This is a genomic window from Arthrobacter sp. 35W (genome assembly GCF_000482545.1).
In the GTDB taxonomy this organism is placed as follows: domain Bacteria; phylum Actinomycetota; class Actinomycetes; order Actinomycetales; family Micrococcaceae; genus Specibacter.
In genome coordinates this window covers 1,818,120-1,842,149 of the sequence record NZ_KI519454.1, presented here as the reverse complement: position 1 = coordinate 1,842,149, position 24,030 = coordinate 1,818,120, and the positions used below count along the sequence as shown (strand labels likewise).

General features: G+C 66.6%; 20 protein-coding genes. 8 read left to right on the top strand and 12 right to left on the bottom strand.

The genetic code is table 11. The features are described 5' to 3' along the window. Positions 1 to 75 precede the first annotated feature (75 nt). From K254_RS22410 to K254_RS22400, 5 genes are all read left to right on the top strand, one after another. A complete protein-coding gene (locus K254_RS22410) occupies positions 76 to 1,185 on the top strand; it encodes a PhoH family protein (protein WP_051388972.1) in 1,110 nt (369 codons plus the stop codon). Beyond that, entirely contained in the window at positions 1,182 to 1,655 is a 474-nt protein-coding gene (gene ybeY, locus K254_RS0108080; protein ID WP_026554938.1) for an rRNA maturation RNase YbeY, read from the top strand. The genes K254_RS22410 and ybeY overlap by 4 nt, the downstream gene beginning before the upstream one ends. Then, positions 1,652 to 3,010 carry a hemolysin family protein gene (locus K254_RS22405; protein ID WP_442853044.1) on the top strand — a complete coding sequence of 453 codons (1,359 nt, stop codon included), beginning with the start codon at positions 1,652 to 1,654 and terminating at the stop codon, positions 3,008 to 3,010. The genes ybeY and K254_RS22405 overlap by 4 nt, the downstream gene beginning before the upstream one ends. Continuing rightward, a complete protein-coding gene (gene era, locus K254_RS0108070) occupies positions 3,007 to 4,002 on the top strand; it encodes a GTPase Era (RefSeq protein ID WP_035749129.1) in 996 nt (331 codons plus the stop codon). Before K254_RS22405 ends, era begins: the two co-directional genes overlap by 4 nt. A gap of 140 nt (positions 4,003 to 4,142) precedes the next feature. Continuing rightward, positions 4,143 to 5,732, top strand: coding sequence for an LCP family protein (locus K254_RS22400; RefSeq protein WP_081709960.1), 1,590 nt, complete (start codon positions 4,143 to 4,145; stop codon positions 5,730 to 5,732). Between the two features lie 397 nt (positions 5,733 to 6,129). On the opposite strand, the gene K254_RS22395 is transcribed toward K254_RS22400, so the two are convergent. The 8 genes from K254_RS22395 to K254_RS0108025 all read right to left on the bottom strand — a co-directional run bounded on the left by K254_RS22395 (position 6,130) and on the right by K254_RS0108025 (position 15,664). Then, complete coding sequence (locus K254_RS22395; protein ID WP_051388971.1) at positions 6,130 to 7,677, bottom strand: carbohydrate-binding domain-containing protein; 1,548 nt, start codon at positions 7,675 to 7,677, stop codon at positions 6,130 to 6,132. Continuing rightward, positions 7,674 to 8,480, bottom strand: a complete 807-nt coding sequence (locus tag K254_RS0108055; RefSeq protein WP_026554936.1) for a polyphosphate polymerase domain-containing protein — start codon at positions 8,478 to 8,480, stop codon at positions 7,674 to 7,676. Before K254_RS0108055 ends, K254_RS22395 begins: the two co-directional genes overlap by 4 nt. Continuing rightward, positions 8,477 to 9,121, bottom strand: a complete 645-nt coding sequence (locus K254_RS22390; RefSeq protein WP_081710087.1) for a DUF4956 domain-containing protein — start codon at positions 9,119 to 9,121, stop codon at positions 8,477 to 8,479. The genes K254_RS0108055 and K254_RS22390 overlap by 4 nt, the downstream gene beginning before the upstream one ends. A 36-nt stretch (positions 9,122 to 9,157) precedes the next feature. Then, the gene (locus K254_RS0108045; RefSeq protein WP_026554935.1) at positions 9,158 to 10,255 is read right to left on the bottom strand and encodes a bifunctional glycosyltransferase family 2/GtrA family protein; all 1,098 of its coding nucleotides are present in this window, start codon (positions 10,253 to 10,255) and stop codon (positions 9,158 to 9,160) included. 7 nt (positions 10,256 to 10,262) lie between these two features. Next, entirely contained in the window at positions 10,263 to 11,285 is a 1,023-nt protein-coding gene (locus K254_RS0108040) for a phosphodiester glycosidase family protein (RefSeq protein ID WP_081709959.1), read from the bottom strand. A gap of 81 nt (positions 11,286 to 11,366) precedes the next feature. After that, the gene (locus K254_RS0108035; RefSeq protein WP_026554933.1) at positions 11,367 to 12,842 is read right to left on the bottom strand and encodes a sensor histidine kinase; all 1,476 of its coding nucleotides are present in this window, start codon (positions 12,840 to 12,842) and stop codon (positions 11,367 to 11,369) included. Next, positions 12,839 to 13,585, bottom strand: a complete 747-nt coding sequence (locus K254_RS0108030) for a response regulator transcription factor (protein ID WP_026554932.1) — start codon at positions 13,583 to 13,585, stop codon at positions 12,839 to 12,841. Before K254_RS0108030 ends, K254_RS0108035 begins: the two co-directional genes overlap by 4 nt. A gap of 120 nt (positions 13,586 to 13,705) precedes the next feature. Beyond that, complete coding sequence (locus K254_RS0108025) at positions 13,706 to 15,664, bottom strand: M13 family metallopeptidase (RefSeq protein WP_026554931.1); 1,959 nt, start codon at positions 15,662 to 15,664, stop codon at positions 13,706 to 13,708. Between the two features lie 277 nt (positions 15,665 to 15,941). Here K254_RS0108025 and leuA point away from each other — a divergent pair, with 277 nt between their 5' ends. The 3 genes from leuA to K254_RS0108010 all read left to right on the top strand — a co-directional run bounded on the left by leuA (position 15,942) and on the right by K254_RS0108010 (position 19,399). Further along, positions 15,942 to 17,681: a 2-isopropylmalate synthase gene (leuA, locus tag K254_RS0108020; protein WP_026554930.1), complete on the top strand. Its 1,740-nt coding sequence runs from the start codon at positions 15,942 to 15,944 to the stop codon at positions 17,679 to 17,681. Positions 17,682 to 17,833: 152 nt separating this feature from the next. Next, the gene (gene recO / locus K254_RS0108015; RefSeq protein ID WP_026554929.1) at positions 17,834 to 18,586 is read left to right on the top strand and encodes a DNA repair protein RecO; all 753 of its coding nucleotides are present in this window, start codon (positions 17,834 to 17,836) and stop codon (positions 18,584 to 18,586) included. Positions 18,587 to 18,667: 81 nt separating this feature from the next. After that, positions 18,668 to 19,399: an isoprenyl transferase gene (locus K254_RS0108010; protein ID WP_081710085.1), complete on the top strand. Its 732-nt coding sequence runs from the start codon at positions 18,668 to 18,670 to the stop codon at positions 19,397 to 19,399. Positions 19,400 to 19,472: 73 nt separating this feature from the next. Here K254_RS0108010 and K254_RS0108005 read toward each other — a convergent pair whose 3' ends face one another. From K254_RS0108005 to K254_RS0107990, 4 genes are all read right to left on the bottom strand, one after another. Continuing rightward, on the bottom strand, positions 19,473 to 19,886 hold the full coding sequence (locus tag K254_RS0108005) for an Hsp20/alpha crystallin family protein (protein WP_051389157.1): 414 nt from the start codon (positions 19,884 to 19,886) through the stop codon (positions 19,473 to 19,475). A 284-nt stretch (positions 19,887 to 20,170) separates the two neighbouring features. Continuing rightward, positions 20,171 to 21,295, bottom strand: a complete 1,125-nt coding sequence (locus K254_RS0108000; protein ID WP_026554926.1) for an alpha/beta hydrolase — start codon at positions 21,293 to 21,295, stop codon at positions 20,171 to 20,173. Further along, a complete protein-coding gene (locus tag K254_RS0107995; RefSeq protein ID WP_026554925.1) occupies positions 21,279 to 22,346 on the bottom strand; it encodes an alpha/beta hydrolase in 1,068 nt (355 codons plus the stop codon). The genes K254_RS0108000 and K254_RS0107995 overlap by 17 nt, the downstream gene beginning before the upstream one ends. 13 nt (positions 22,347 to 22,359) lie before the next feature. Then, a complete protein-coding gene (locus tag K254_RS0107990) occupies positions 22,360 to 24,027 on the bottom strand; it encodes an FAD-binding dehydrogenase (RefSeq protein WP_026554924.1) in 1,668 nt (555 codons plus the stop codon). Between the last annotated feature and the right edge of the window lie 3 nt (positions 24,028 to 24,030).

The window sequence follows — 24,030 nt, the reverse complement described above, 5'->3', positions numbered from 1 at the left end:
CCGCATTTGCATTGACCAAGATGATTCAGTGCACCATCGTCTCAAGGAGAGATTCCAGGCCACATGGCCGAACCTATGGCAGATTCAGCGACAGCCAGCAACGGCGGGCATCCCAGCGTCCCTGAGGGTGCGGGCAGCTTCCCGCATTCCATTGATGGAATCCGCACGGAAATCGTCTCCTTCGACTCCCCGGAACAAATGGTGCAGTCACTTGGCGCCCACGACGAGGCGCTGCGTTTCGTGGAGGCCAGCTACCCCCAGGTCAGCTTCCTGGCCCGTGGCAATGAGCTCTCCATCTCCGGCCCGGCCCGTGATGTGCCGAACATCATGCGCCTCTTCGAAGAGGTCCGCGGCCTGGTGGAGCGCAAGACGACTGTGACCCCGGCAGTGCTGCAGCAGCTGGTCACCATGCTGCGCGCCCAGCAATCGGCGTCGCTGGTTGATGTGCTGACCTACAACATCCTCTCCAGCCGCGGGCGCACCATCCGGCCCAAGACACGCAACCAGAAGAGCTATGTCGACGCCATCGACGCCAACACCATCGTGTTCGGCATCGGCCCCGCCGGCACCGGCAAGACCTACCTGGCCATGGCCAAGGCCGTCCAGGCGCTGCAGCAAAAGGACGTCAGCCGCATCATTCTGACCCGCCCCGCCGTCGAAGCGGGGGAGCGCCTAGGCTTCCTGCCGGGCACGCTCAGCGACAAGATCGACCCCTATCTGCGCCCGCTCTACGATGCCCTGCACGACATGATGGACCCGGATTCGATTCCGCGACTGATGGCCGCCGGCACCATTGAGGTTGCGCCGCTGGCCTATATGCGCGGCCGCACACTCAACGACGCTTTCATCATCCTGGACGAGGCACAGAACACCACCCCGGAACAGATGAAGATGTTCCTCACGCGTCTGGGCTTCGGCTCCAAGATGGTGGTCACAGGTGACGTGACGCAGGTTGACCTGCCCTCCGGGACCAACTCCGGCCTGCGGATCGTTCGCTCGATCCTGAAGGACGTCAATGATGTGAACTTCTCCATCCTTGAGGCCGACGACGTCGTGCGCCACCGTCTGGTGGGAGACATTGTCAGTGCCTACAGCCGCTGGGACGACGCCCGCGCACGGGAACGTGCCACACATGCAAACGGGGGCGCCCATGCGCCCACGACGAACGGAAATACACAGCCATGAGCATCGAAATCAACAACGAGTCCGGCGTCGACGTCGACGAGGCCGGACTGGTCCGTTTGGTCCGCTACATCCTCGACCAGCTCTACGTCCACCCGCAGACGGAGCTGTCCATCATCATGGCCGACGTGGACACCATGGAAAAGCTGCACATCGAATGGATGGATGAGCCGGGCCCCACCGACGTCCTCTCCTTCCCGATGGATGAACTGCGCCCCGGCTCTCCGGAACGCCCCACGCCCGCCGGGCTGCTGGGCGACATCGTGGTGTGCCCGGTGGTGGCCGAGGAACAGGCCAAAACGGCCGGCCACAGCACCGCCGATGAGATCATGCTGCTGACCACCCACGGCGTGTTGCACCTGCTGGGCTATGACCATGCAGAGCCGGAGGAGAAGGAAGAAATGTTCGGCCTCCAGCGCACGCTGCTCTCCGGATTCACGGGCAAGGATGCCCCACAGGAGACCATGCAGTGATCACCGCCGCACTTGCGGTCATGGGGCTTGCCTTCGTGGCCATTACGGCACTGCTCTCCGCCACGGAGGCTGCATTTCTCTACTTTCCCCGCCATGACGCCGAGGCCGTAGCGGCACACCGCCGCAGTGCCTCCCTCCAACGCATCCTCGATGCCCCCGTGTCCCACATGGACGCCCTGCGGTTTTGGCGCATCTGGTTTGAAATGGCTTCGGCAGTCGCCGTCGCGATCCTGGTGCTGGACCTGCTGGACAACCTGTGGGCCGCCGGACTGCTGGCCACCATTGTGATGGCCGGCATCGGCTTCGTCCTGGTGGGGGTGTCGCCACGCCAGTGGGGCCGCCTGCACTCGGCCGCCGTCGTCGGACGCACCGCCTCCGTGGTCCACTTCCTGTGCTGGGTGCTCGGCCCGATCCCGGGCTGGCTGGTTGCCATCGGCAGTGCCGTTGCACCGGGCGCACCCCGCGGCGAGCAGGCGTTTGTCAGCGAAGAGGAATTCCGCGAATTTGTGGACCGCGCCAGCGAGTCCGAGATGCTTGAAGACTCCGAGGCGGAGTTGATCCAGAGCGTCATCGACATGGGCGACACCCTGGTGCGCGCCGTCATGGTGCCGCGGACCGACATTGTGGGCGTGGCCCATGGCTCCTCCCTTGACGAGGCGATGGAGGTCTTCCTGCTCACCGGCTTCTCCCGGATTCCGGTGATTGGCGAGAGCACCGACCAGATTCTGGGCATCCTGTATTTGAAGGACGTCGTGGCCACCACGTACCGGCTGGGCCCGGACGAGAAGGCGCCGCCCGTCGAGGCAGTCTCCCGGCAGGTGCGCTACGTTCCCGAATCCAAGCCTGTCACAGAGCTTCTGGGGGAGCTGCAGGTCGAATCCACGCACCTGGCCATTGTCATCGACGAGTACGGTGGAACGGCCGGCCTGGTCACCCTGGAGGATCTTATCGAGGAGATCGTGGGGGAGATCGTGGACGAATACGACTCCGAAACCCCCGAGGTCCAGCCGCTGGGCGGTGGCAGCTTCCGGGTCAGCGCCAGGCTGGCGGTGGACGATCTGGGCGAACTCTTCGGTCTTGACCTGGAGGACGACGAGGTGGACACCGTTGGTGGACTCCTGGCCAAACATCTTGGCCGCGTCCCCGTCCCCGGCAGCCAGGTTTCCGTTGCCGGCATCCACCTGAGGGCCGAGGAGCTTGAGGGCAGGGGCAGGCGCGTCAGCCACATTATTGCCAGTGACATGAGGCAAGCGGAGACTGGCACTAACAGCACCGGTGCAGACGGCACCAACAGCACCATCCACAGCAGCAGAACCAAACACCAAGACGGCACCGCCGCAGGGAGCGAATCATGAAGGAATCCAAGGCCAAGGCCGGCCACAGCGCAAAGCGCGGGGCGAAGGCCGATGTATTCACGGCCGGCGATGAGAACTTCCGTGCGGGCTTTGCCGTTCTGGCCGGGCGTCCGAATGCCGGCAAGTCGACATTGACCAACGCATTGGTGGGGCAGAAGGTAGCGATCACCTCCGCCAAGCCGCAGACCACCCGGCACACCATCCGCGGCGTGGTCCACCGCGAGAAGTTCCAACTGGTGCTGGTGGACACCCCCGGGCTGCACCGCCCGCGCACCCTGCTGGGCAAGCGGCTGAACGATCTGGTGGCCGACACCCTCAGCGAAGTGGATGCCATCGGTTTCTGCCTGCCGGCCAATGAAAAGATCGGCCCCGGCGACCGTTTCATCGCCAACCAGCTGGCACAGCTGGGCAACAAGCCCATCATCGCCCTAGTCACCAAGACCGACACCGTGGACCGCCAGGCTGTCACGGACCAGCTGCTGGCCGTGGCCGAGCTGGGCCGCGAGGTGCTCGGCGGCGACGGCTGGGCCGACGTCGTTCCCGTCTCCGCCGTCGACGGCTTCCAGGTGGAGACCGTCGCGGAGGTGCTGGCCAGCCACATGCCGCTGTCCCCGGCACTGTACCCCGACGGCGAACTCACCGACGAGCCGGAGGCCGTGATGGTTGCCGAGCTGGTGCGCGAGGCCGCCCTGGAGGGCGTCCGCGACGAGCTGCCGCACTCCCTCGCCGTCGTCGTGGAGGAGATTGTGCCCCGCGAGGGCCGCGATGAGGACCACCAGCTGCTCGATGTGCGCGTCAACCTGTACGTGGAGCGTCCGTCCCAGAAGGCGATCATCATCGGCAAGGGTGGATCCCGGCTGCGCGAGGTGGGCACCAACGCCCGCCGCGGCATCGAAGCCCTGCTGGGCACCAAGGTCTACCTTGACCTGCACGTCAAGGTGGCCAAGGACTGGCAGCGCGATCCCAAGCAGCTCGTCAAACTGGGCTTCTAGCCGCAGCTGCAGGCGGTTTCCGCCGCCACAATCGGCCTGTTTGACTGCAACCGCCCCTGCGAAGTGCCCGCACTCGGGAACTTCACAGGGGCGGTGCGTAAACTTGCCTGAGTTCTTTGTTCCCTACGAAAGGTCCATCCATGGGGCGTCGCCGTGCCGAATCAGGTGCAGGAAGGGGTGCTTCGTCGTCGAAGGCGGCTGCTGCCACCCCTGCCGCTGCAGCTGTCTCCAATGGGCGCCACTTCCGGACCAAGCGGGGGGCTCCGCTGTGGTTGAAGATCACGGCGTCGGCCACGGCCGTGGCGCTGCTGGCCGGTGCCGGCGTGGTGGCCCTGCTCGTCTGGCGGCTGCAGAGCAATGTGACGGTCTCCGACTTGAACGCCGCCGTGGGGGAGGCCACCGGTGCGCCGCTGGTCAATGACAGCACCGATCCGCTGCAGATCCTGATCCTGGGCACCGACACCCGCGACGGCGCCAACAGCGAGTATGGGACGGAAGAGGACTCTGCGGGCGCCGGCCAATCCGACGTCATGCTGTTGATGAACCTTTCGGCGGACAACAAGCGCGTTACCGTCACCAGCTTCCCGCGCGACATGATGGCCCCCATTCCCTCCTGCCGCGACTCCAAGACCGGCGAGGTCAAGCCTGCTCTGGCGATGGCCCAGCTCAACTCAGCGCTCCAAATGGCCGGCCCTGGCTGCACAGTGGCGGCTATCAACGCCCTGACCGGACTGCACATCGACCACTTCATGCTGGCGGACTTCACGGCCGTCAAGGAGCTCTCCAACGCCCTCGGCGGCGTGGAGGTCTGCGTGGACCATTCGATGGACGACTTTGATGGTTCGCATCTGGTGCTGCCGGCCGGCAAGAGCCTGGTCCAGGGCGAACAGGCGCTGGCCTTCCTGCGCACGCGCCACTCCTTCGGCGACGCGTCCGACCTGGCCCGCATCCAGGCCCAGCAGTACTTCCTGGGCTCCATGGTCCGCAAGATCAAGAGCGATGACACCCTGAACAACATTCCGAAGGTCTATGGCATTGCCGAGACCATCACCAAGAACCTCACCATCGACTCGGGGCTGGCCAACATCCCCTCGATGGTTGCCCTGGCCGGCCGCCTGAACAAGGTGGACCTGGCCGGCGTCGCCTTCATCACGGCCCCCTATGAGCCGTATGTGGGGGACGAGAACCGTGTGCAGCTCAAGGAGCCCGAGGCCGCCCAGCTCTTCGCCGCCATGCGCGACGACGCCAACTTCACCGGCACCGGAACTGCACCCGCCACGGACGCGGGCACGTCCGCTCCCAGCACCGATGCCGCCACGGCACCTGCGGCGCCTCCCGCCGCACCCACCTACAACAAGGCCATCCAGCCCGTGGTGGCCGTCAATGCCACGGGTGTGGTGGGCCGCGCCGTGGAGATCGTGAACGCTCTGGCCGGTGCGGGCTTCACCAACTCCTACCAGACCTCCGTGGCCCAGACCGCCAGTGTCACCACCGTCGCCTATGGTGCGGACTTCGCGGATGTCGCCGGGGACGTGGCGGCACTCTTCGGCATTCCGGCCACGTCGCTGGTGTCCGATCCGACCATCTCCGGCGTCCAGCTGCGCCTGGGCGCGGACTTCGTCTCCGGCACCACGTACGGCACCGTCGTCATCCCGCCCGACATTGTCGCCAGCACCGCCGACGACGCCCAATCCTGCCTCACGGTCAACAAGGGCTACTACACCTACTAGCCTGGTCGCTGGTTGACCTCGGTGACGCGCACCTGCAGTCATGACGCAGTTCCCCTTCGAGGATGCGTCTCGTACTGCGTCCTGGAGGGGGTTCGACGTCGCCGGCTGGGGGACGCGTTCGCCTCACCTGGTTTCGGCTCCGCTCCGCTTCGCTCAACCACCGCGCTCGGTGGTCGAGCTTGTCGAGACCTACTCGGGGCCACCCAACTTCAGCCATGACGCAGTTCCCCTTCGAGGACGCGTTTCGTACTGCGTCCTGGAGGGGGTTCGACGTCGCCGGCTGGGGGATGCGTCCGTATCACCTGGTTTCGGCAGGCGGGACCGGCGCCGAAAGACTAACAAAAAGCCCCGCCCCACCTGTTTCGGCAGGTGGGGCGGAACTTTCTGGTGTGGGGTGCTACATCCGGCCGGGCATGCGGCCTTCGGTGTATTCGCCGGCCGTCACGGTCACGAGCTCGGCACCTGCCGCAGTGACGGTGTACTGCCCGGCGGCCGTGATGTCCGCACTGGAGAAGACCAGCGAGGCCGTCGTCTTTGAGGTGACGAATGTCGACACCACGTTTCCAGCGGAGTCAACGATCTGAAGGGCCGTCCCCGCCGGTACTGCGGAGGTGAACGTGAATTGCAGGCCGGACTGGCTGGAGGACGCACTGGGGGTTACGGCCATTCCAGCACTGCCTGCGGCGGCAACGGTTCCACCGGTGACCACCAGTTCGCCGTTGACGTCCAGAGCGCCGTTGCCGTCGTTGGTGGGCCCGTTGACCACCACTGTTCCGCCGCTGATGCTGGCGTTGCCGTTGGAATCGAGGCCGTCGCCCTCGGCATTGATGGTCACGCTGCCCCCGGAGATGTCCACTGAGTAGTCGCCCACGGCATCGCCGCCGCCCATGCCCCCGCCCATGCCGCCACCCGTGGTCCCGGTCGTGGAATTGGATCCGCCCGCGGCATTGATGCCGTCGTCGTTGGAATTCACCGTGACGGTTCCGCCGGAGACCACGATGTGCGGGGCCTCCAGGCCCTCCTCGGACTCGGACACCGTGGCCGTCCCGCCGCTCACCGTGAGCGTGGTGGCTGCCTTGATGCCGTCGTCGCCGGCGGCGACGTCCAGCGTGCCGCCGGCCACCAGCAGCCAGCCCCTATCGGCATCGGTGTCATTGGTGGACTTCACGCCGTCGCCGCCGGCCGCCACGGTGTAGATCCCGTCCAGCAGCGCCGTGTAGTCCTTGCCCTTGATGCCATCGTCCACGGCATCGACGCTCACGGTGGCGGAGGCCAGGACCAGACCGTCCTTGGAGACGATGCCGTCCTGGTAGTTTCCGTTGACGCTCAGGGTGCCCGGGCCGGCAATCGTGAGATCGGCCAGCGAGTAGATGGCGGCATTGGCTGCGTCCGTTGCCGTGTCCGCATAGCTGCTGGCGTCGCTGACGTCGTTGGTGCTGCCGTCCGCCAGGTAGATCAGGACTTCGTTGGCGCTCTGGATGTCCACCGCCGCGCCCGTCGGGCTGGAGATGCTTGCGTTGTCCAGAACAATCCTGACCACGTCCTCCTCGCCGGCGGCCACCACCACCGTCCCATTGTCGAGGTCTCCTGACAGCCGGTAGGTTCCGCCGGCGGTGATGGTCACCGTGTTGCCGCTGACGGTGACACTGCCGGCGTTGGTCCCTGACGCCGTGGTGGCATTGTCGGCCAGGGCGACGGCTGTCTCCTTTGCCGCATCCCAGCTGAGATCGTCCTGGTCGAAGTGGGTGGTGGCGGCGATGGACGCGGCCAGGTCGGCGTCGATGGCTTCCGTGGTCGGACCCGAGGTGGCGGCGGTGGACGCTGCGGCCATGCTGCTGCTGTCCGACGCCGGGCTGGAAGTCTGTGTTGAGCAGCCGGCCAGGGCTGTGGCCAGGGCCAGGGCCGCCACGGAGGTGATGAGCTGGGGGCGGGTGAATTTCTTCATGAGGTCGTCCTTGGGGTGGTAGAGGGTCGGGGCATGCTGCGCATAAGTGTTTGGTGCCAGCGGTTGGCGGGCAGTCCCGGCGTCAGGGCTGCCATGCCGGTGGCGAATTTGGAGATGCGGGAGGGCCTGACGCCGTGGCGCCACAGGTGCTTGTCGAGCTGGCCGGTCGTTGAACCGGATTTTGTTTCGAGAACGACGGCGTCGCCTAGGACCAGGCGTTCGCCGCGGGGCGTGGTCCAGGTGACGTTGAAGTCGACGGTTGCCCGGCTGTTCGAGCCGGGCAGGTACAGGGTGGTCCGTCCGTAGCTGGTTTCCAGCACCGGAGCCAGCGGACCCGGCGGCGGCAGCAAGGCCGTTGCCTGCAGCGTTTGGGCGATGTATTCGGCGCCTTCCGGCGTGATGGTGGATCTGTCGGACGGGTCGTAGGGAATGCGTTCCTTGACTGTCGCGCTCCGGGAGCCTTCCGTCTTGACCTCCAGGAAGGCCACACCGCTGTCCAGATAGCTGCGGGTGCGGATCTTGTAGCGCCGCCGCCGGCCAAAGGCGGCCAGAAAGTAGCTGTCGAGGGCGGGGGTGTCGAAGTACACCGAGTCGTAGGCAAACAGCCGGAGGCCGGCCTCCTGAAGGATGTGGACCTCCCCGGCAAAGCTGTCGAGGATTCCGCTGAGCTTCTCCAGCGGAACGAGGTACTTCCTGTCGACCCGGGTCTGCAGGGCCGCCGCAGCGTTGAGCGCCTCCAGCGAGAGGGGCGGCAGCTGCGACAGCCACGGACCGAGCGCCGTGTGCCGGCCGAGCGGGCTCATGAGATGCCCACGTGGTCGTAGCGGACCTCGCCCCCGGGAAGCCGGGCGGCCAGCTGCTCGTGCAGCGGTCCGCGGGCCTCGGGCGGAACGGGTGCCTTGGTCCTGGTTTCGAACCGGACATCCACAGTGGTCTTGTCGTTGACCAGGTCCAGTTCCTGGACGATGGCCGTGTGCACGGTGGCTCCGAGCACCTCCTCAAGGCGCGCCTTCAACAGCGCCGGGTCGGCAATCGCCTGGTCCAGGATGACGGTCTGGTGGCGGTAGGCCGGCAGCACGCGGGGGTGGTCGCCAACGAACATGACAGCCAGGATCAGGGCCATGAGCGACAGCGTCACCCACATCGGTTCAACGCCCAGGCCGGAGATGAGACCCAGGGCAAGGGCAGAGAAGTAGTACGCCACCTCGTGCTGGGCCAGCTCCGTGGAGCGGAGGCGGATGATCGACAGGACGCCGAACAGGCCCAAACCAAGTCCGACGCCGGCCGCAGAACCGGAGAGCGCCGTCGCCACGGCGAGCACGCCGACGTTCATGCCGAGGTAGGACACCACCAGATCGCGGCGCCGGTGCCGGCGCAGGTACAAACCGAAGGTGAGCAGCGAGATCGCCGCGAGGTCTGCGGCCAGGAAGATGAGCGTGTTCATGAAGGTCTCCAATAGGGTCTGGGAAAGCGTCTATGTCTAGATTTCCAAGCGAGTCTGTGCCGAATCTGTGCCAGCGGGCAGCCTGCCTTGTGAGTGCTGCTTTTCTGCCGCCGGCGGCCGGATCCGCCGGAACAGGAAGCGCTTCTGCAGGGCGAAACTGGCCAGGAACAGTCCAATTTCGGTGAGGAGTTTGGCGGGAAGTGCCGGCAGTCCGGCCTCCGTCAGGGCAAAGAGCAGGCAATAGTTGGCTCCCATCAGGAGCAGCACGAGGGCCAGGTACCGGACAGCGCTGCGTCCCAACGGCGTCGTCCTTCCCTCCGGAAACACGAGGGTGCGGTTGATCGCAAAGTTCACCCCGGCGCTTACGGCGCGGGCGCCGGCCACCGCCAGCAGCAGGGATCCGGTGGCGGCGTTGAGCACCAGGAACAGCGCCAGGTCCACGGCGAATCCACCTAGGGATGACAGGGAGAACTTCACCAGGGGTGCGTAGATGCGCAGGGAATCCTGCAGCGGCCGGAAATGCGATGACTCATTGTGCTGGAGGTAGATGGTGGCAATGGTGATGCTCTCCATCGGGATTCCCTGCTGCCGGGCCTCCAGCAGCAAGTTGAGCTCATACTCGTACCGGTCCCCGTGGATGGATTGCAGCCAGGGGAGCAGCCGGGCCGGGTAGCCGCGCAGGCCGGTCTGCGTGTCGTGGAGCCGGGCCCCGGTGGCCAGCCCGAAGAAGAGTCTGGTGGCGCCGTTGCCGATCCTGCTGCGCAGCGGAACCTCGCCGTCGAACCGGCGTTCACCCAGCACCATGGCCTGGGTCGACCGCACGGCCGCGGCCACACGAAGGATGTCGGGGACGCCATGTTGGCCATCGCTGTCCGCACAGACCACGTCCTGGCCGGGGAAATGCGCGGCTATGTAGCCGAAGCCTGTCTTGAGGGCCTGCCCCTTGCCGTGGTTGTTGGGATAGCCGATCACCCTGGCGCCCAGCAGCCGCGCCTGGGCGAAGAGCTGTTCGTAGCCGGGTCCGCTGCCGTCATTGACGACGACGACGTGGACGGCACCGCCGGCTTCATCCAGGGCGGCAACCAGGTCAAGGAGCTTTTCGTCGGGTTCGTATGCCGGGATCAGGATGATCATGGCGGCCCTACCCGGCCACGTAGAGGATGTCGGAGGTGCCGCGTTCCTGGTTCTTGCCGAGGGGGTTGTTGACCAAGGCGCCGTTGAAGTACATGGTGGAGGATCCGCCGCCGTCAACGTTGTAGGCGGTGGTGGCGCCCAGATCCAGCATGATCTGCGCCAGACCGCTCATGGTGGCGCCCGCGCTGTACCCCTCGGACCGGCCGTCCACCACCACGAACACCAGGTGGTTGGTCCCCAGAACGCCCACCGCAGTGCGCGGCTGGAGCCCCTGGATGGAGTGGTTGCCGATGTTGGTGTCGACCTCCACACTGTCGATGCCGGCCTTGACGGCGCCGCCCTCGATCAGCGATGGACCGAAGGAGAGGGTGTTCCAGACGCCGTCGGCAACGAGCTCGGCGGCCGACGTCGTGGTTTCGTCGTACATCGTGGCGGTGCCGTCCCGGTAGAAGGCCAGGCCCTCGCGGGCGCCCTTGTCACGGTAGGCAACCCCATTGCGGACCACGATGCCGGTGTCCCGGAAGCCGTAGTAGTCGCCGTTGATGGCGAAGACGGCGCCATTGTCCGCGGCGATGGCCGAGGTGTTTTCGGTGATGTTCTCCCCGAAGCTGTCCTGGGCAAAGGCGGATCTCAGTGCTGTGCCTGCCGCCAGCTGCACGTCGGCGACGAAGTAGGTGGCCAGATTCGAGCCGCTGCCGGTGGTTGCCGTGCTGATGGCGATGTTGGCGTCCCCGGAACTGAAGCCGGTGTCCGTCAGAACTGTGGGAACCGTGGCGGCGGTGGATTCCGTGGTTCCGGTGCTGGTTGTGGCCGCGGTGGCAGACTGGCTGGCCTCGTAGGCGCTGACGTCGGAGATTTCGACGTGCTCAACCACGAAGCGGTCCAGGGCCCAGGCGGCTGCTCCGCCGGCCGAGAGCACCATGGCCAGGGCTCCGCCGAGGACCACCCTGCGCGTGGGCTTCTTGGCGGCACTGTCACTGGGCGGGGGATTGGCGGGCTTTTCATTCAGGGGCGGGTGTGAAGTAGTCATACTTCTTTTGTAAAGACCCGCTCTGTGCCCCGTGCAGGTCGAGCTTGTGCTGAAGCTGTGAGGAGTCCCGCGGCCCCGGGGCTACCCCTGGAGTGTGGGCAGCCGCACCGTGAATCGTGTCATTCCGGGGGAACTGGCAACCGCAACGGTGCCATTATTCGCCTCCACCAGGGCCTTGACGATCGCCAGCCCCAGGCCCGAACTGTTGGTGCCTTTGCCCTGGACCGCCGACCGCGAGGCATCCTGCCGGCTGAACCGCAGGAACACCTGGTCCAGGAATTCCCCGGCGATGCCCTCCCCGCTGTCCTCGATGTCCAGCGTTGCCGTGCCCGCCGTCGTCGTCAGATTGACCCGGATGTGGGTTCCGGGTGCCGTGTGCTTGTGGGCATTGGAGAGCAGATTGATCAGCACCTGCCGGACTTCGGTTTCCACCGCGTTGACCAGCACAGGTTCCTGGGGGAGTTCCAGGGACCAGTGGTGGTCCTGGGCGGCGATCTTGCTGTCCTGCACCGTTTCCATGAGCAGATCGGACAGGTCCACATCGCTGGGTTCGTCGCGCTGGCCTTCATCGAGCCGGGCCAGCAGCATCAAATCCTCCACGAGGGCGGACATGCGCTTGGACTCGCTGTCCACCCGGCGCAGGGCAACTGTTCCGGCCGGGCTCAGACGTTCGCTGAGCAGGATGAGTTCGGTGTAGCCGCGGATGGAGGCCAGCGGCGTGCGCAATTCATGGCTGGCATCGGCGACAAATTGCCGCACCTGCATCTCGCTGGCATGGCGTGCGGCAAACGATCGGGTCAGATGGTCGAGCATGTTGTTGAAGGCCACGCCCACCTCGCCCACCTCGGTGCCCGGCTCGGCGGCAAGCGGCGGGATGCGCACATCGATGGCTGCCTCGCCGGATTCCAGCGGAAGGCTTGCGACAGTGGTGGCGACATCGGAGAGTTCATCCAGGGGACGCAGAGAGCGCCTGACGATGACAGTGCCAACAAGGCCGATGATGGCCAGCCCTGCCACGGACACGATGGTGGTGACCAGATTCAGCGAGTTCAGGGTGGAGTCCCGGTCCGCCGTGGACAGGCCGGTGACCAGCTTTTCCCCGGTGGGCGTCGATGCCGTGGAGGCGGAGAGCCGGTAGGTGCCGCTGGAGAGGGTGAGCTCGGTGGCCTGCCCCGTGGGGGCGGTCTGGGCGATCTTCGCCAGATCCTCGGCTGAAAGGGCGACGGCGCTGCCGTCCGTTTGGACGACGGCGGAGGACTTCGCGACGTCACCGGAAAAGAGTGCATTCAGGGTTCCGGGGCGTTGGCCGCGCGTGTCCAGGGGGTTGGGCTGGCTGCCCGGGTTGGAGGGCCCACTGCCGTTCGGCGGCCCCTGCGGCCCAAACGCGCGGGAGGCGGCCTGGTGCAGGCCGTCGTCGATCTGTTTGGTGAGGTAGTCGTTCATGGCCAGATGGCCAACGAACCCCACGCTGGCGCAGATGGCGGCCAGCAGCGCCAGCATGGCCACGATGAGTTTGGTGCGCAGCCGGTGGGCCCTGCGCCGTTTGGCTGCCGTCACGAATCGGCCGGCTTAAGCACGTACCCCACGCCCCGGACGGTGTGGATCATGGGCGTCCGTCCGACGTCGATCTTCTTGCGCAGGTACGAGATGTACAGCTCAACGATGTTGGCCTGGCCGTTGAAATCGTAGTGCCACACCTGGTCCAGGATCTGCGGCCGGCTTACCACCCGCCGGGCATTCTCCATCAGGTAGCGCAGCAGTTCCCACTGGGTCGCCGTCAGGTCGATGTCCGTCCCGCCGCGCGTCACTTCCCGGGTGTCGAGGTTCAGCACCAGATCGCCCACCACCAGCTCGGCACTGTCCATGGCGGCAACGCCGGAGCGCTGCACCAGGCGGTGCAGGCGCAGCAGCAGCTCTTCGACGCTGAATGGTTTCGTGACGTAGTCGTCGCCGCCCGAGGCCAGGCCGGCGATGCGGTCCTGGACGGCGTCGCGGGCGGTGAGGAACAGCGCCGGCACGCCGGGGGAGAACTCCCTGATCTTGCCCAGGGCTTCGATGCCGTCCATGCCGGGCATCATGACATCCAGGACCAGCACGTCCGGGCGGAAGGCACGGGCGGTGCGCACGCCCTCGGCGCCGTCGGCGGCCGTGGCCACGTCCCAGCCCGCCAGCCGCAGACCCATGCTGATGAGTTCGGTGAGGCTCGGCTCGTCGTCGACCACCAGCGCCCGGATGGGCGTTCCATCGGGGTGGGCCAGCGGGGGAAGGTCCGTGAATGAATTCCGGGGCGCGTCGGTCATGGCTTCACTATAGGTGCACCGGATTGGCGGAAGCTGTGGCCCCGCTGGTCGAGCGAAGCCGAGACCCGGGGACATGATTGCCGCACCGGGTTTCGGCTCCGCTCAACCACCGGGTGGGGCCTACCAGATGCTGACGCGCTCCTCGGGGTCGAGCCAGAGGCCGTCGCCGGGGGCGGTGGCGAAGGTGTCGTGGAAGGCGTCCAGGTTGCGCACGACGGCGTTGCAGCGCAGTTCCGCGGGGGAGTGCGGGTCGATCGCCAGACGGCGGATGGCCTCCTCCGTGCGGATCTTGGTGCGCCAGCACTCGGCCCAGGAGAAGAAGAACCGCTCGGCGCCGGTGGCCCCGTCGATCACCGCCGGCTCCGCGCCGTCGAGGCTGATCTGGTAGGCCTTGTAGCCAATCGCCAGTCCGCCCAGGTCGCCGATGTTCTCGCCCAGGGTCAGCTCGCCGTTGACGGTGTGCCCGGGTGCGGCATCCGGGGACAGCACGTTGTACTGGTCCACCAGGCGGGCTGTCAGCGCGTCGAAGGCCGTGCGGTCCGCATCGGTCCACCAATTGCGCAGGGTGCCTGTGCCGTCGAACTGCGAGCCCTTGTCATCGAAGCCGTGGCCAATCTCATGGCCGATCACGGCGCCGATCCCGCCATAGTTGGCGGCGTCGTCGGCCTCGGCATCGAAGAACGGCGGCTGCAGGATGGCGGCAGGGAACACCACTTCATTCATGGTGGGGTTGTAGTAGGCGTTGACAGTCTGCGGCGTCATGAACCACTCGTCACGGTCGATCGGTGCGCCGATCTTGGCCATCTGGCGGGCCAGCTCAAAGCCGTGGCTCCGCTCGATGTTGCCCAGCAGATCGCCGGGGATGACCGCCAGGGTGGTGTAGTCGCGCCACTTGGTTGGGTAGCCGATCTTTGGGGTGAAGGCCTGGAGCTTCTTCAGCGCCTCGGCGATCGTCTCCTCGCTCATCCATTCCAGCGACTCGATGCTGCGCCGGTAGGCCTCGATGAGGTTGGCGACCAGCGCCTCCATGCGGGCCTTGTGGCCCTCGGGGAAGTGCTCGGCCACGTAGAGCTGGCCCACGGCCTCGCCCAGGCAGCCCTCCACCAGCGAGACGCCGCGCTTCCAGCGTTCGCGGTTGGCCGGCGTGCCGGAGATGGTGGTGCCATAGAAGGCAAAGTTTGCGTCCACAAAGGCGCTGGAGAGGTACGGGGCTGCGGCGGAAATGCTCCGCCAGGCCAGCCAGTTCTGCCAATCCGCCAGCCGCGAATCATCCAGCAATGCACCCTGGCCGGTGAAGAAGTCCGGGGTGGCAACAACCAGCTCGGCGCTCTGCTCCGCCGTGACGCCCATGGCATCCAGCCACGGTCCCAGGGCCGGGAGCAGAGCCTCGGCCTCGGCACGGGTGCGCAGGTTGTAGGTCTTCTGCGGATCGCGCAGGGTGACGTTGTCCCAGTGCGTGGCGGCGATCTCGGTTTCCAGTGCCATGATCCGCACCGAGGCGGCAGCGGCATCCGGCACGCCGGCCAGCGTGAGCATGCGCTCGATGTGCGGGACATAGGCATTGCGGATCTCGGCGAACTTGTCCTCGCGGTAGTAGGACTCGTCCGGCAGGCCCAGGCCGCTCTGGTAGAGGTGGAGCAGCGCGCGCTCCGGGTTGCCGGCGTCGTTATTGACGTAGCCGCCAAACAGACCGTCGTTGCCGACTTTGTCCAGGTGGCCCATCAGGATGACGAGTTCGGCTACCGAGGCGGTGTCATAGATGGCGCCGATCCGATCCGCCAGCGGCGCGCCGCCGGCTGCCTCGATGGCCGTCTCGTCCATGAAGGCGGCAAAGAGATTGCCGATTTTCGCCGCAACGGAATCCGCTCCGTGGCCGGCGGACTGGGCCGCCGCCGTCTCGATGATGGTGCGCACCGCGGCCTCGGAGGCATCGCGCAAGGTGACGAAGGATCCCGTCAGGGCGCGGTCGTCGGGAATGGTTTCGGCCGCCAGCCAGCCGCCGTTCACATGCTTGTAAAGGTCATCCTGCGGCCGGACGGCCGGGTCAAAGTTGTCACGGTTGATCCCAGAGAGAGACATCTGTAGTGGTCCGCCTTAGGCTGCGTGGCACCTGCCGCTGCGGGCTCCGGTGCCGGGGTGAGCTGGTTCACCATCATCCTACGCGCCATGCTAGGCTGAATTTGTGCGCACTGGAATGCTTCTTCTTAGCTGCCGCGGCGAGGCCCACACACGTTGACCTGATCGGTCCGAAACTTCGGACCAGGTTTGCACAACGTACAGGCCGATCCCTCGCTGCGGTGTTTGTGTTGCCCGGCCGACCTTCCCTGTACTGAAACAAAAACCAAAGGTCACGCCCATGCGAAACGCACAAAAGCCCTCCGGAATGCCCGTCCACCGCTACGTCCCGTTCCAGGACCAGATCAACGTCTCCCTGCCGGACCGCACGTGGCCGGACAAGGTCATCACCAAGGCTCCGCGCTGGTGTGCCGTGGATCTGCGCGACGGCAACCAGGCCCTGATCGATCCGATGAGCCCGGCCCGCAAGCTGAAAATGTTCACGCTGCTGGTGGAAATGGGTTTCAAGGAAATTGAAGTCGGCTTCCCCTCCGCCTCGCAGACGGACTTCGACTTCGTCCGCCAGCTGATCGAGGGCGGCCACATCCCGGACGACGTCACCATCCAGGTGCTGACCCAGGCCCGCGAGCACCTGATCCAGCGCACCTACGAGTCCCTCGTCGGAGCCAAGCAGGCCATCGTCCACCTGTACAATTCCACTTCCGTGCTGCAGCGCCGCGTGGTGTTCAACCAGGACGAGGACGGCATCCTGGACATCGCCCTGCAGGGTGCACGCCTGTGCAAGAAGTACGAGGAGACCCTCGCCGACACGAAGATCACCTACGAATACTCCCCGGAGTCCTTCACGGGCACCGAGCCGGAGTACGCACTGCGCGTCTGCAACGCCATCGCCGACATCTTCGAGGCCTCAGCGGACAACCAGGTGATCCTGAACCTGCCGGCCACAGTTGAAATGGCCACCCCCAACGTCTACGCCGACTCCATCGAGTGGATGAGCCGAAATCTGCATCCGCGCGAGGGGATCATCCTCTCCCTGCACCCGCACAACGACCGCGGCACCGGCGTCGCCGCCGCGGAGCTGGGCTACCTGGCTGGTGCCGACCGCATCGAGGGGTGCCTCTTCGGCAATGGTGAGCGCACCGGAAACGTGGACCTGGTGACCTTGGGCCTGAACCTCTTCACCCAGGGCATCGACCCGATGATCGACTTCTCGGACATCGACCACATCCGCCGCACTGTTGAATACTGCAACCAGCTGCCAGTGCCCGAGCGCGCCCCGTACGGTGGCGATCTGGTCTTCACCGCCTTCTCCGGCTCGCACCAGGACGCCATCAAGAAGGGCTTTGAGGCTCTGGAGGCCGACGCCGCTGCCGCCGGCAAGGACGTTGCCGACTTCACCTGGGCCGTTCCGTACCTGCCTGTCGATCCGAAGGACCTGGGCCGCAGCTACGAGGCCGTGATCCGCGTGAACTCGCAGTCCGGCAAGGGCGGCGTGGCCTACCTGCTGAAGAACGAGCACAATCTGGACCTGCCCCGCCGGGCCCAGATGGAGTTCTCCGGCGTCATCCAGAAGCGCACCGACACTGTCGGCGGCGAGGTCTCCGGCGCCCAGCTGTGGACCATCTTCAATGACGAGTACCTGCCGGCCGTCGACGCCGAGCACGCCTGGGGCCGCTACGCGCTGGGTTCGCTGACGACATCCACTGACGACGACGGCGAGATGACTCTCGTTGCCAACATGACCATCGACGGCACCGTGCAGCGCCGTACGGGCACCGGCAACGGCCCGATCGCTGCCCTGCTGTCCATCCTGCACGAGGATGGCGTGGATGTCCGCGTGCTGGACTACTCCGAGCACGCTCTGTCCGAGGGCGGCAACGCCCGCGCCGCCGCCTACGTTGAGTGCGCGGTGGGCGAGCGCGTGCTGTGGGGCGTGGGGATCGATTCCAACACCTCCATGTCCTCGCTGAAGGCCGTCATCTCCGCCGTGAACCGCGCCGTGCGGGACCAGCAGGCCTAACATCCCCACGCCCTCCCACTGGCCGGCCAACGAAGCCCCGGTGCTGCTCTTTGAAGAGCGGCGCCGGGGCTTTTGGCATCCCCGGGGCCTTCAATCGGCGGGGAACGGCGCGGGGCGGCCCGTGTGTCGCACAGCAGTGGGAGAATGGAGCAGTGTCCAGAAATTCCTTCGCCGCGCGCACCTACCGTGATGACGCCGTCGTGCTCCGCACCCACAAATTGGGCGAGGCAGACCGCATCATCACGCTGTTGACGCGCAACCACGGCCAGATCCGTGCAGTGGCCAAGGGCGTGCGGCGCACCAGCAGCAAATTCGGTGCCCGGCTGGAACCCTTCATGGTGGCGGATCTGCAACTGGTCTCCGGGCGCAGCCTGGACATCGTCACCCAGGCTGTGGCCAAGGGCTCCTATGGCCGCGAGATTGTGGCCGACTACGGGCGGTACACCGTGGCGGCCGCCATGACTGAAACTGCCCAGCGGCTGACGGACATCGACGGCGAAACGTCCACGGCACAGTACCTGCTGCTCGTTGGAGCCCTGGCCTCGCTGGCCCGCGGCGACCACGCCCCGCAGCTGATCTTGGATTCCTATCTGCTGCGGTCGCTCTCGATCGCCGGTTGGGCGCCCAGTTTCACGGACTGCGCCCGCTGCGGGGAGCCCGGCCCCCACGGTGCCTTTTCCGCAGCGCTTGGCGGCGCCGTCTGCCATGACTGCCGCCCGCCCGGCTCGCCGGCCCCCGCGCCGGAAACCATGACCCTGCTGGCCGCGCTGCTCAGCGGCGGCTGGCCCGTGGCTGATGCCTCCGAAACCCGCCACCGCAATGAGGCGGCCGGCCTGGTGGCCAGCTACCTCCAGTGGCATCTTGAACGAACCGTCCAATCCCTCAAACTCGTGGAGCGTGCATAAACCGTGGCCTCGTCCCGTCCAACCCGGAATCCCTCCAAGCCTGCCGTGGTGGCACCCTGGCCGCATCCCTCGGGCGCCGTGATGCCCACGGTGCCGCCGGCACTGGTTCCGGAGCATGTGGCCATCGTGATGGACGGCAACGGCCGCTGGGCCAACCAGCGTGGACTGCCGCGGATCGAGGGCCACAAGGCCGGCGAGCCGGCGCTGCTGGATGTGATGGCCGGGGCCATCGAGATGGGCATCAAGCATGTGAGCGTCTACGCCTTCTCCACGGAGAACTGGAAGCGTTCCCCCGAGGAGGTGCGCTTCCTGATGGGCTTCAACAAGGATGTGCTCCGCCGCCAGCGCGACCAGCTGGATGCCTGGGGCGTGCGGATCCGCTGGGCCGGCCGCAAGCCCCGCCTGTGGGGCTCCGTCATCAAGGAACTCGAGGTGGCCGAGGAATACACCAAGGACAACAGCACCATCACGTTGACCATGTGCGTGAACTATGGGGGCCGGGCCGAAATCGCCGACGCCGTCACGGCCATCGCGCAGCAGGTGGCCGAGGGCCGGCTGAGCCCGCGCTCCATCTCCGAGAAGACCATCCAGCGGTTCATGTACACCCCTGACCTGCCGGACGTTGACCTGTTCCTGCGCTCCAGCGGCGAGCAGCGCCTCTCCAACTTCATGCTCTGGCAGTCCGCCTATGCCGAGTTCGTCTTCATGGACAAGCTCTGGCCCGACGTCGACCGCCGCACCCTCTGGGAAGCCGTGGACGAATACGCCCGCCGCGACCGCCGCTACGGCGGAGCCATCGACGCCGCCAAATAGCGACGGCGGAGCGTTCCGGGCGATCCTCCGTCCCGGCCGGTTTGAGGCGCACAGGTCCTAGACGCGGCCCAGATCAGCCACGGTCGATCCGAACTTTCGACGACGTGGTTTCCCCTGCCGGCGGGGCCGGAATCCGGATCTCCAAGATGCCGTCCTGGTAGGAGGCCTTGATGTCTTCCTCCCGAATGCCAGGGGGCAGGGAAATGTTCCGGGACACGGAGCCGTAACGGAACTCGGAGCGGTACCCGCCCGCCTCCTTGCGCTTCGCATCCTCCCGGCGTTCGACCTTGATGGTCAGGATGCCGTTGTTGATCGACACGTCGGCGTCCCGGTCCGGATCTATTCCTGGCAGCTCGGCTCGAACAACCATCGTCTCGCCGTCCCGGTACTCCTCCACCCGGAGCTTTGGCGATTCCCAGTCAGCCTCAAAGAGCCGGCGGAGCGATTCCGGCAGCTCAAAGCGGTCCATGTGTCCGAATCCACCCATGATCAATTCTCCATCCACCACGTTCGACTCGCTGGTGGCGCACGCTGGGAATCGCCCGCAACCACGGCCGGGCGGGCTCGAGTTCCCATATTCTTGAACACTACTCCGCGATGCCAGCGCCCGAAAGGCGTCCGCGCGCGGCCCCACATGCTCGAGCCCTTGGGCGTTGTCTGGGAGCCGACCGGCGATATAGGGGCCGGGAGTGGCTTCGGGCACCCGCGAAGCGGGCGGGCACCTATATCGCCGGTCGGCGGATACCGCGCAGCCGGGTCTTACGATGCTGGCTAGTGGTTGGAGTTGGGGCCGTAGGCGCGGAGCCAGTCGGCCAGGTCCGAGTAGATGCTCTTGCGCACCGGCTCGGCCGACAGCATCACATCGTGCAGCGCGCCCGTGTACCGGTTCACCATCACCCGGTGGCCGATCTTCAGCCCCAGCTTCGCCATCACGTTCACGTCGATGACGGCGTCGACGCCCATCATCTCCGGGCTCCAGTCCACGGCGATGATGGTCTTCTCGCTCAGCAGCATCAGGATGGGCGCATCGATGTTCAGCCCGCCGTTGACCACCGCATGGCCGTTGAGCACCGCCTTGATCCACCCCGACCGCAGCGGGAACGACGCCGGCGGGCGCCACTGCGGGTTCAGCTCCCAGGTGCCGTGGGCGTCGGCGCTGACGCTCTGCCAGTAGGCGGTCATTTCCGGGAAGTGGAAGACGCGCTTGGGGTCTCTGTTGGCGATGGGGTCCACCACATGCGTGGCGATCTGGCGCACAAAGCGGCTGCCCTGCAGCTCCAGCCACGGTCCGTTAAGGATCAAGGAAGCCAGCCGCCCGGGGTGCCTTTCGGCCCAGAGGGTGCTGATCAATCCGCCCAGCGAGTGGGCCATCAGGTGGATCCGCGGCGTTTCGCTGCTGCCGGTGCGCTCGGCCAGATCGGCAGTGATCGCGGCCAGAGCGGCGTCGAAATCCTCGTCGTAGATGTTCAGATCGGTCGTGAAGCCCTGTGACTGGTAGGGGCGCAGGCTGCGGCCGTACTTGCGCAGGTCCAGCGCGTAGAAGGCCACATTCTGGGCCGCCACCGTCTCGGCGAGTTCGGTCTGGAAGAAGTAGTCGGCCCAACCGTGGATGTAGAGGACGGCGTGGGGCGTCTCGGTGCTGTTCTCCACGTCGTCGGCAGCCGTCCTCACATCCTGCAGCTTCTTGAACAGCCGCCGGAAGGGATCGTGGGTGGCCCAGTGCGCCAGTGCATTGGCCGGTTCCTCTGGAGCCTCGGGTGCCGTCAGGTGCCGCACGAGGGTGGCCGAGACGGGGCCCTCATCATCGGTGCCCAGATCCAGATCCAGCGACTGGTAGTCCGGACCGAGGAAGTCGGGCGCCCAAGTGGTGTCGGAATGGTTAATCGTCACGGTCATGCGTGTTCCCCCTTGAAGTTGACGGTGGATCATTGAGGACGTATCCCCGCAGCCACATGCCTAGCCTCTCATAGGCCACGTCGCGCACGGGTTTGTCCGAAAGCAGGACATCGTGGAGGCCGCCGTCGATCCGTTCGAAGGTGATGCTGCTGCCCAGCCCCAGGGCGCGCACGGCCATGCTCTGCACATCCAGCACCACGTCCGCGGCGCGCATGTTCTCGCTCCACAACGGCCCGTTCATGCTGCGTGAGGACATCATCACCAGAATGGGCACGCGGATGTCCAGTCCCTTCGCCACCTGGGCCTGGCCGGCCAGGATGGCGCCCATCCAGCCCATCCGGATGGGAAAGGCCTTGGGTGGGCGGAGTGCCGGATCCAGATTCCAGTCCCCGCCGGTGGTGTCCGAGATGCTGCGCCAATAGAAGTTCCGCTCCGGCAGCCGCATCCGCTGAGTGGGCCACCACTTCGCCAACGGCTGCACCAGGGAAAAGGCCGTGTGCCGCACAAAGGCCCCGCCGTGCATTTCCAGCCACGGGCTGTTCAGGATCAGGTGGCTGACCAGGTGCTGGTTCCGGCTGGCCCACAGGGCCGCCACCAGGCCGCCGGTGGAGTGGCCCATCAGCGCCACCCTGGGTGTCCGGCCGACGACGGCGGCCGCCGCGCCGTCGTCGGCTCCGTTGCCGGGGAACCGGATCCGCAGATCCTCCACCACCGCCTCGCGCGCCTGGGCCAGCTCGGAATCGTAGTTCCTCAGGTCGCCCACAAATCCGCCGATGTCGCCGCTGCGCAGGCTCCGGCCGTGGTTGTGCATGTCCAGGGCGTAGAAGGCGATGCCGGCGGCGTCCATGAACCGGGCCAGATCGGTGTTGAAGAAGTAGTCGCTCCAGCCATGCAGGAACAGCAGCGCCTGTGCAGGCATGGGCCCGGTGTCCGGCCGGTCCGGATTCCGGTAGCGGACCAGCGTGGCCAGCCGCGGAGCCCCGGAATCATGGGTGGCGTGCAGTTCGGCTGATTCAAAGCCGGCGCCCAGCACGTCCTCCTGCCACGGCATCTGGTGCACCATTTCAGCCGGCCTCCGCCGCGGCGGCCCGGCCGGCACTGCGGCCGGAGAACAGGCAGCCACCCAGGAACGTGCCCTCCAGCGACCTGTGGCCATGCATGCCGCCGCCACCAAAGCCGGCCGCCTCCCCGGCGGCGAACAGCCCGGGAAGAGGAACGCCGTCGCTCTTAAGCACGCGGGATTCCAGATCGGTGGAGATGCCGCCCAGGCTCTTGCGCGTCAGCACCGAAAGGCGGACGGCGATCAGCGGCCCGTGCTCGGCCGCCAGCATCTGGTGCGGTGGCACCACGCGCATTAGCTTGTCAGTGGCGAAGCGGCGGGCCTGCCGGATGGCGCTGAGCTGGGCGTCCTTGCCCAGGCCGCAGGAGACCTGCAGATCCCTCGCCGCGATGATGTCCGAGAGGGCATGGCCGTCGATGAGCTCGGTGCCCACGAGCTGGTTCATCTTGCCGGCCAGCTCCAAGGGCGTTCGGGCCTGCAGGAAGTCGATGCCGTTTTCGAGGAAGTTCTGCACCGGGCCGATCGAGCCGGGCAGTGCGCGTTTGGCCAGCAGCCGCATGTCCCGGCCGGTCAGATCCGGGTTCTGCTCGGATCCGGAGAGGGCAAATTCCTTTTCCAGGATGGTCCGGTTCAACACAAACCAGGAGTAGCTGTGGCCGCCGGCGGTGATGTGGCGCAGCGCCCCGAGGGAGTCGAACCCGGGGAACAGCGGTGCGGGCAGCCGCCGGCCCTCCGCGTCCAGCCACAGGGGGGAGGGGCCGGAGAGGATGCGGATGCCGTGTCCCGGCCACACCGGGTCCGTGTTGTGGATGCCCTCCGGGTAGTGCCACATCCGCTCCAGATTGGCCAGGGCACCGCCGCCGGCGGCGACGGCGGAGAGGAACTCTCCATCCACGGAGGCGGGCACCCCGGACAGGAGCTGCTGCGGCGCCCCGCCGCCGGGCCAGTGCGCACGCACCAACGGGTGGTTGGCGCCGAAACCGCCGGTGGTGGCCACCACGACGCCGGAGGCCTCGAAGCTGCCGACCACGGTCCGCGTGCTCTCCGCACCACGGACAGCTGTGGAGGATTCCAGGAGCTCGCCCTGCACGCCCGTGGCGACGCCGCCGTCGAGCACCAGGGACGTGGCACGGTGGCGGAAGGCATAGCGAACCCGGCCTGCCGCGACGCCGTCGGCCAGTTTGGCCAGAAACGGTTCCAGCAGCGCCGGGCCGGTGCCCCAGACAACGTGGAAGCGGGGGACGGAGTTGCCGTGGCCCATGGCATCGGAGCCGCCGCGCTCGGCCCATTGCACGAGCGGGAAGAACTTCACCCCCAGGGCGTGCAGCCATGCCCGCTTCTCCCCGGCGGCGAAGTTGACATAGGCCTCGGCCCAGCGGCGGGGCCACTCATCGCCGGCCGCGTCAAAGCCTGCAGATCCCCGCCAGTCGCTCTGGGCCAGCTCCACACTGTCCTTGACGCCGAGGTGGCGCTGCTCGGGGGAATCCACCAGGAAAATGCCGCCAAAGGACCAGTGCGCCTGCCCGCCGAGGGACGCCTCGGGCTCCTGGTCGAGGATCAGCACACTGCGTCCGGCGTTGTAGGCCTCGGCGGCGCTGACCAGTCCGGAGAGTCCGCCGCCCACCACGATGACGTCGGCCTGGTACCGCTGTGGATCGACGGTGATTGCCATGGG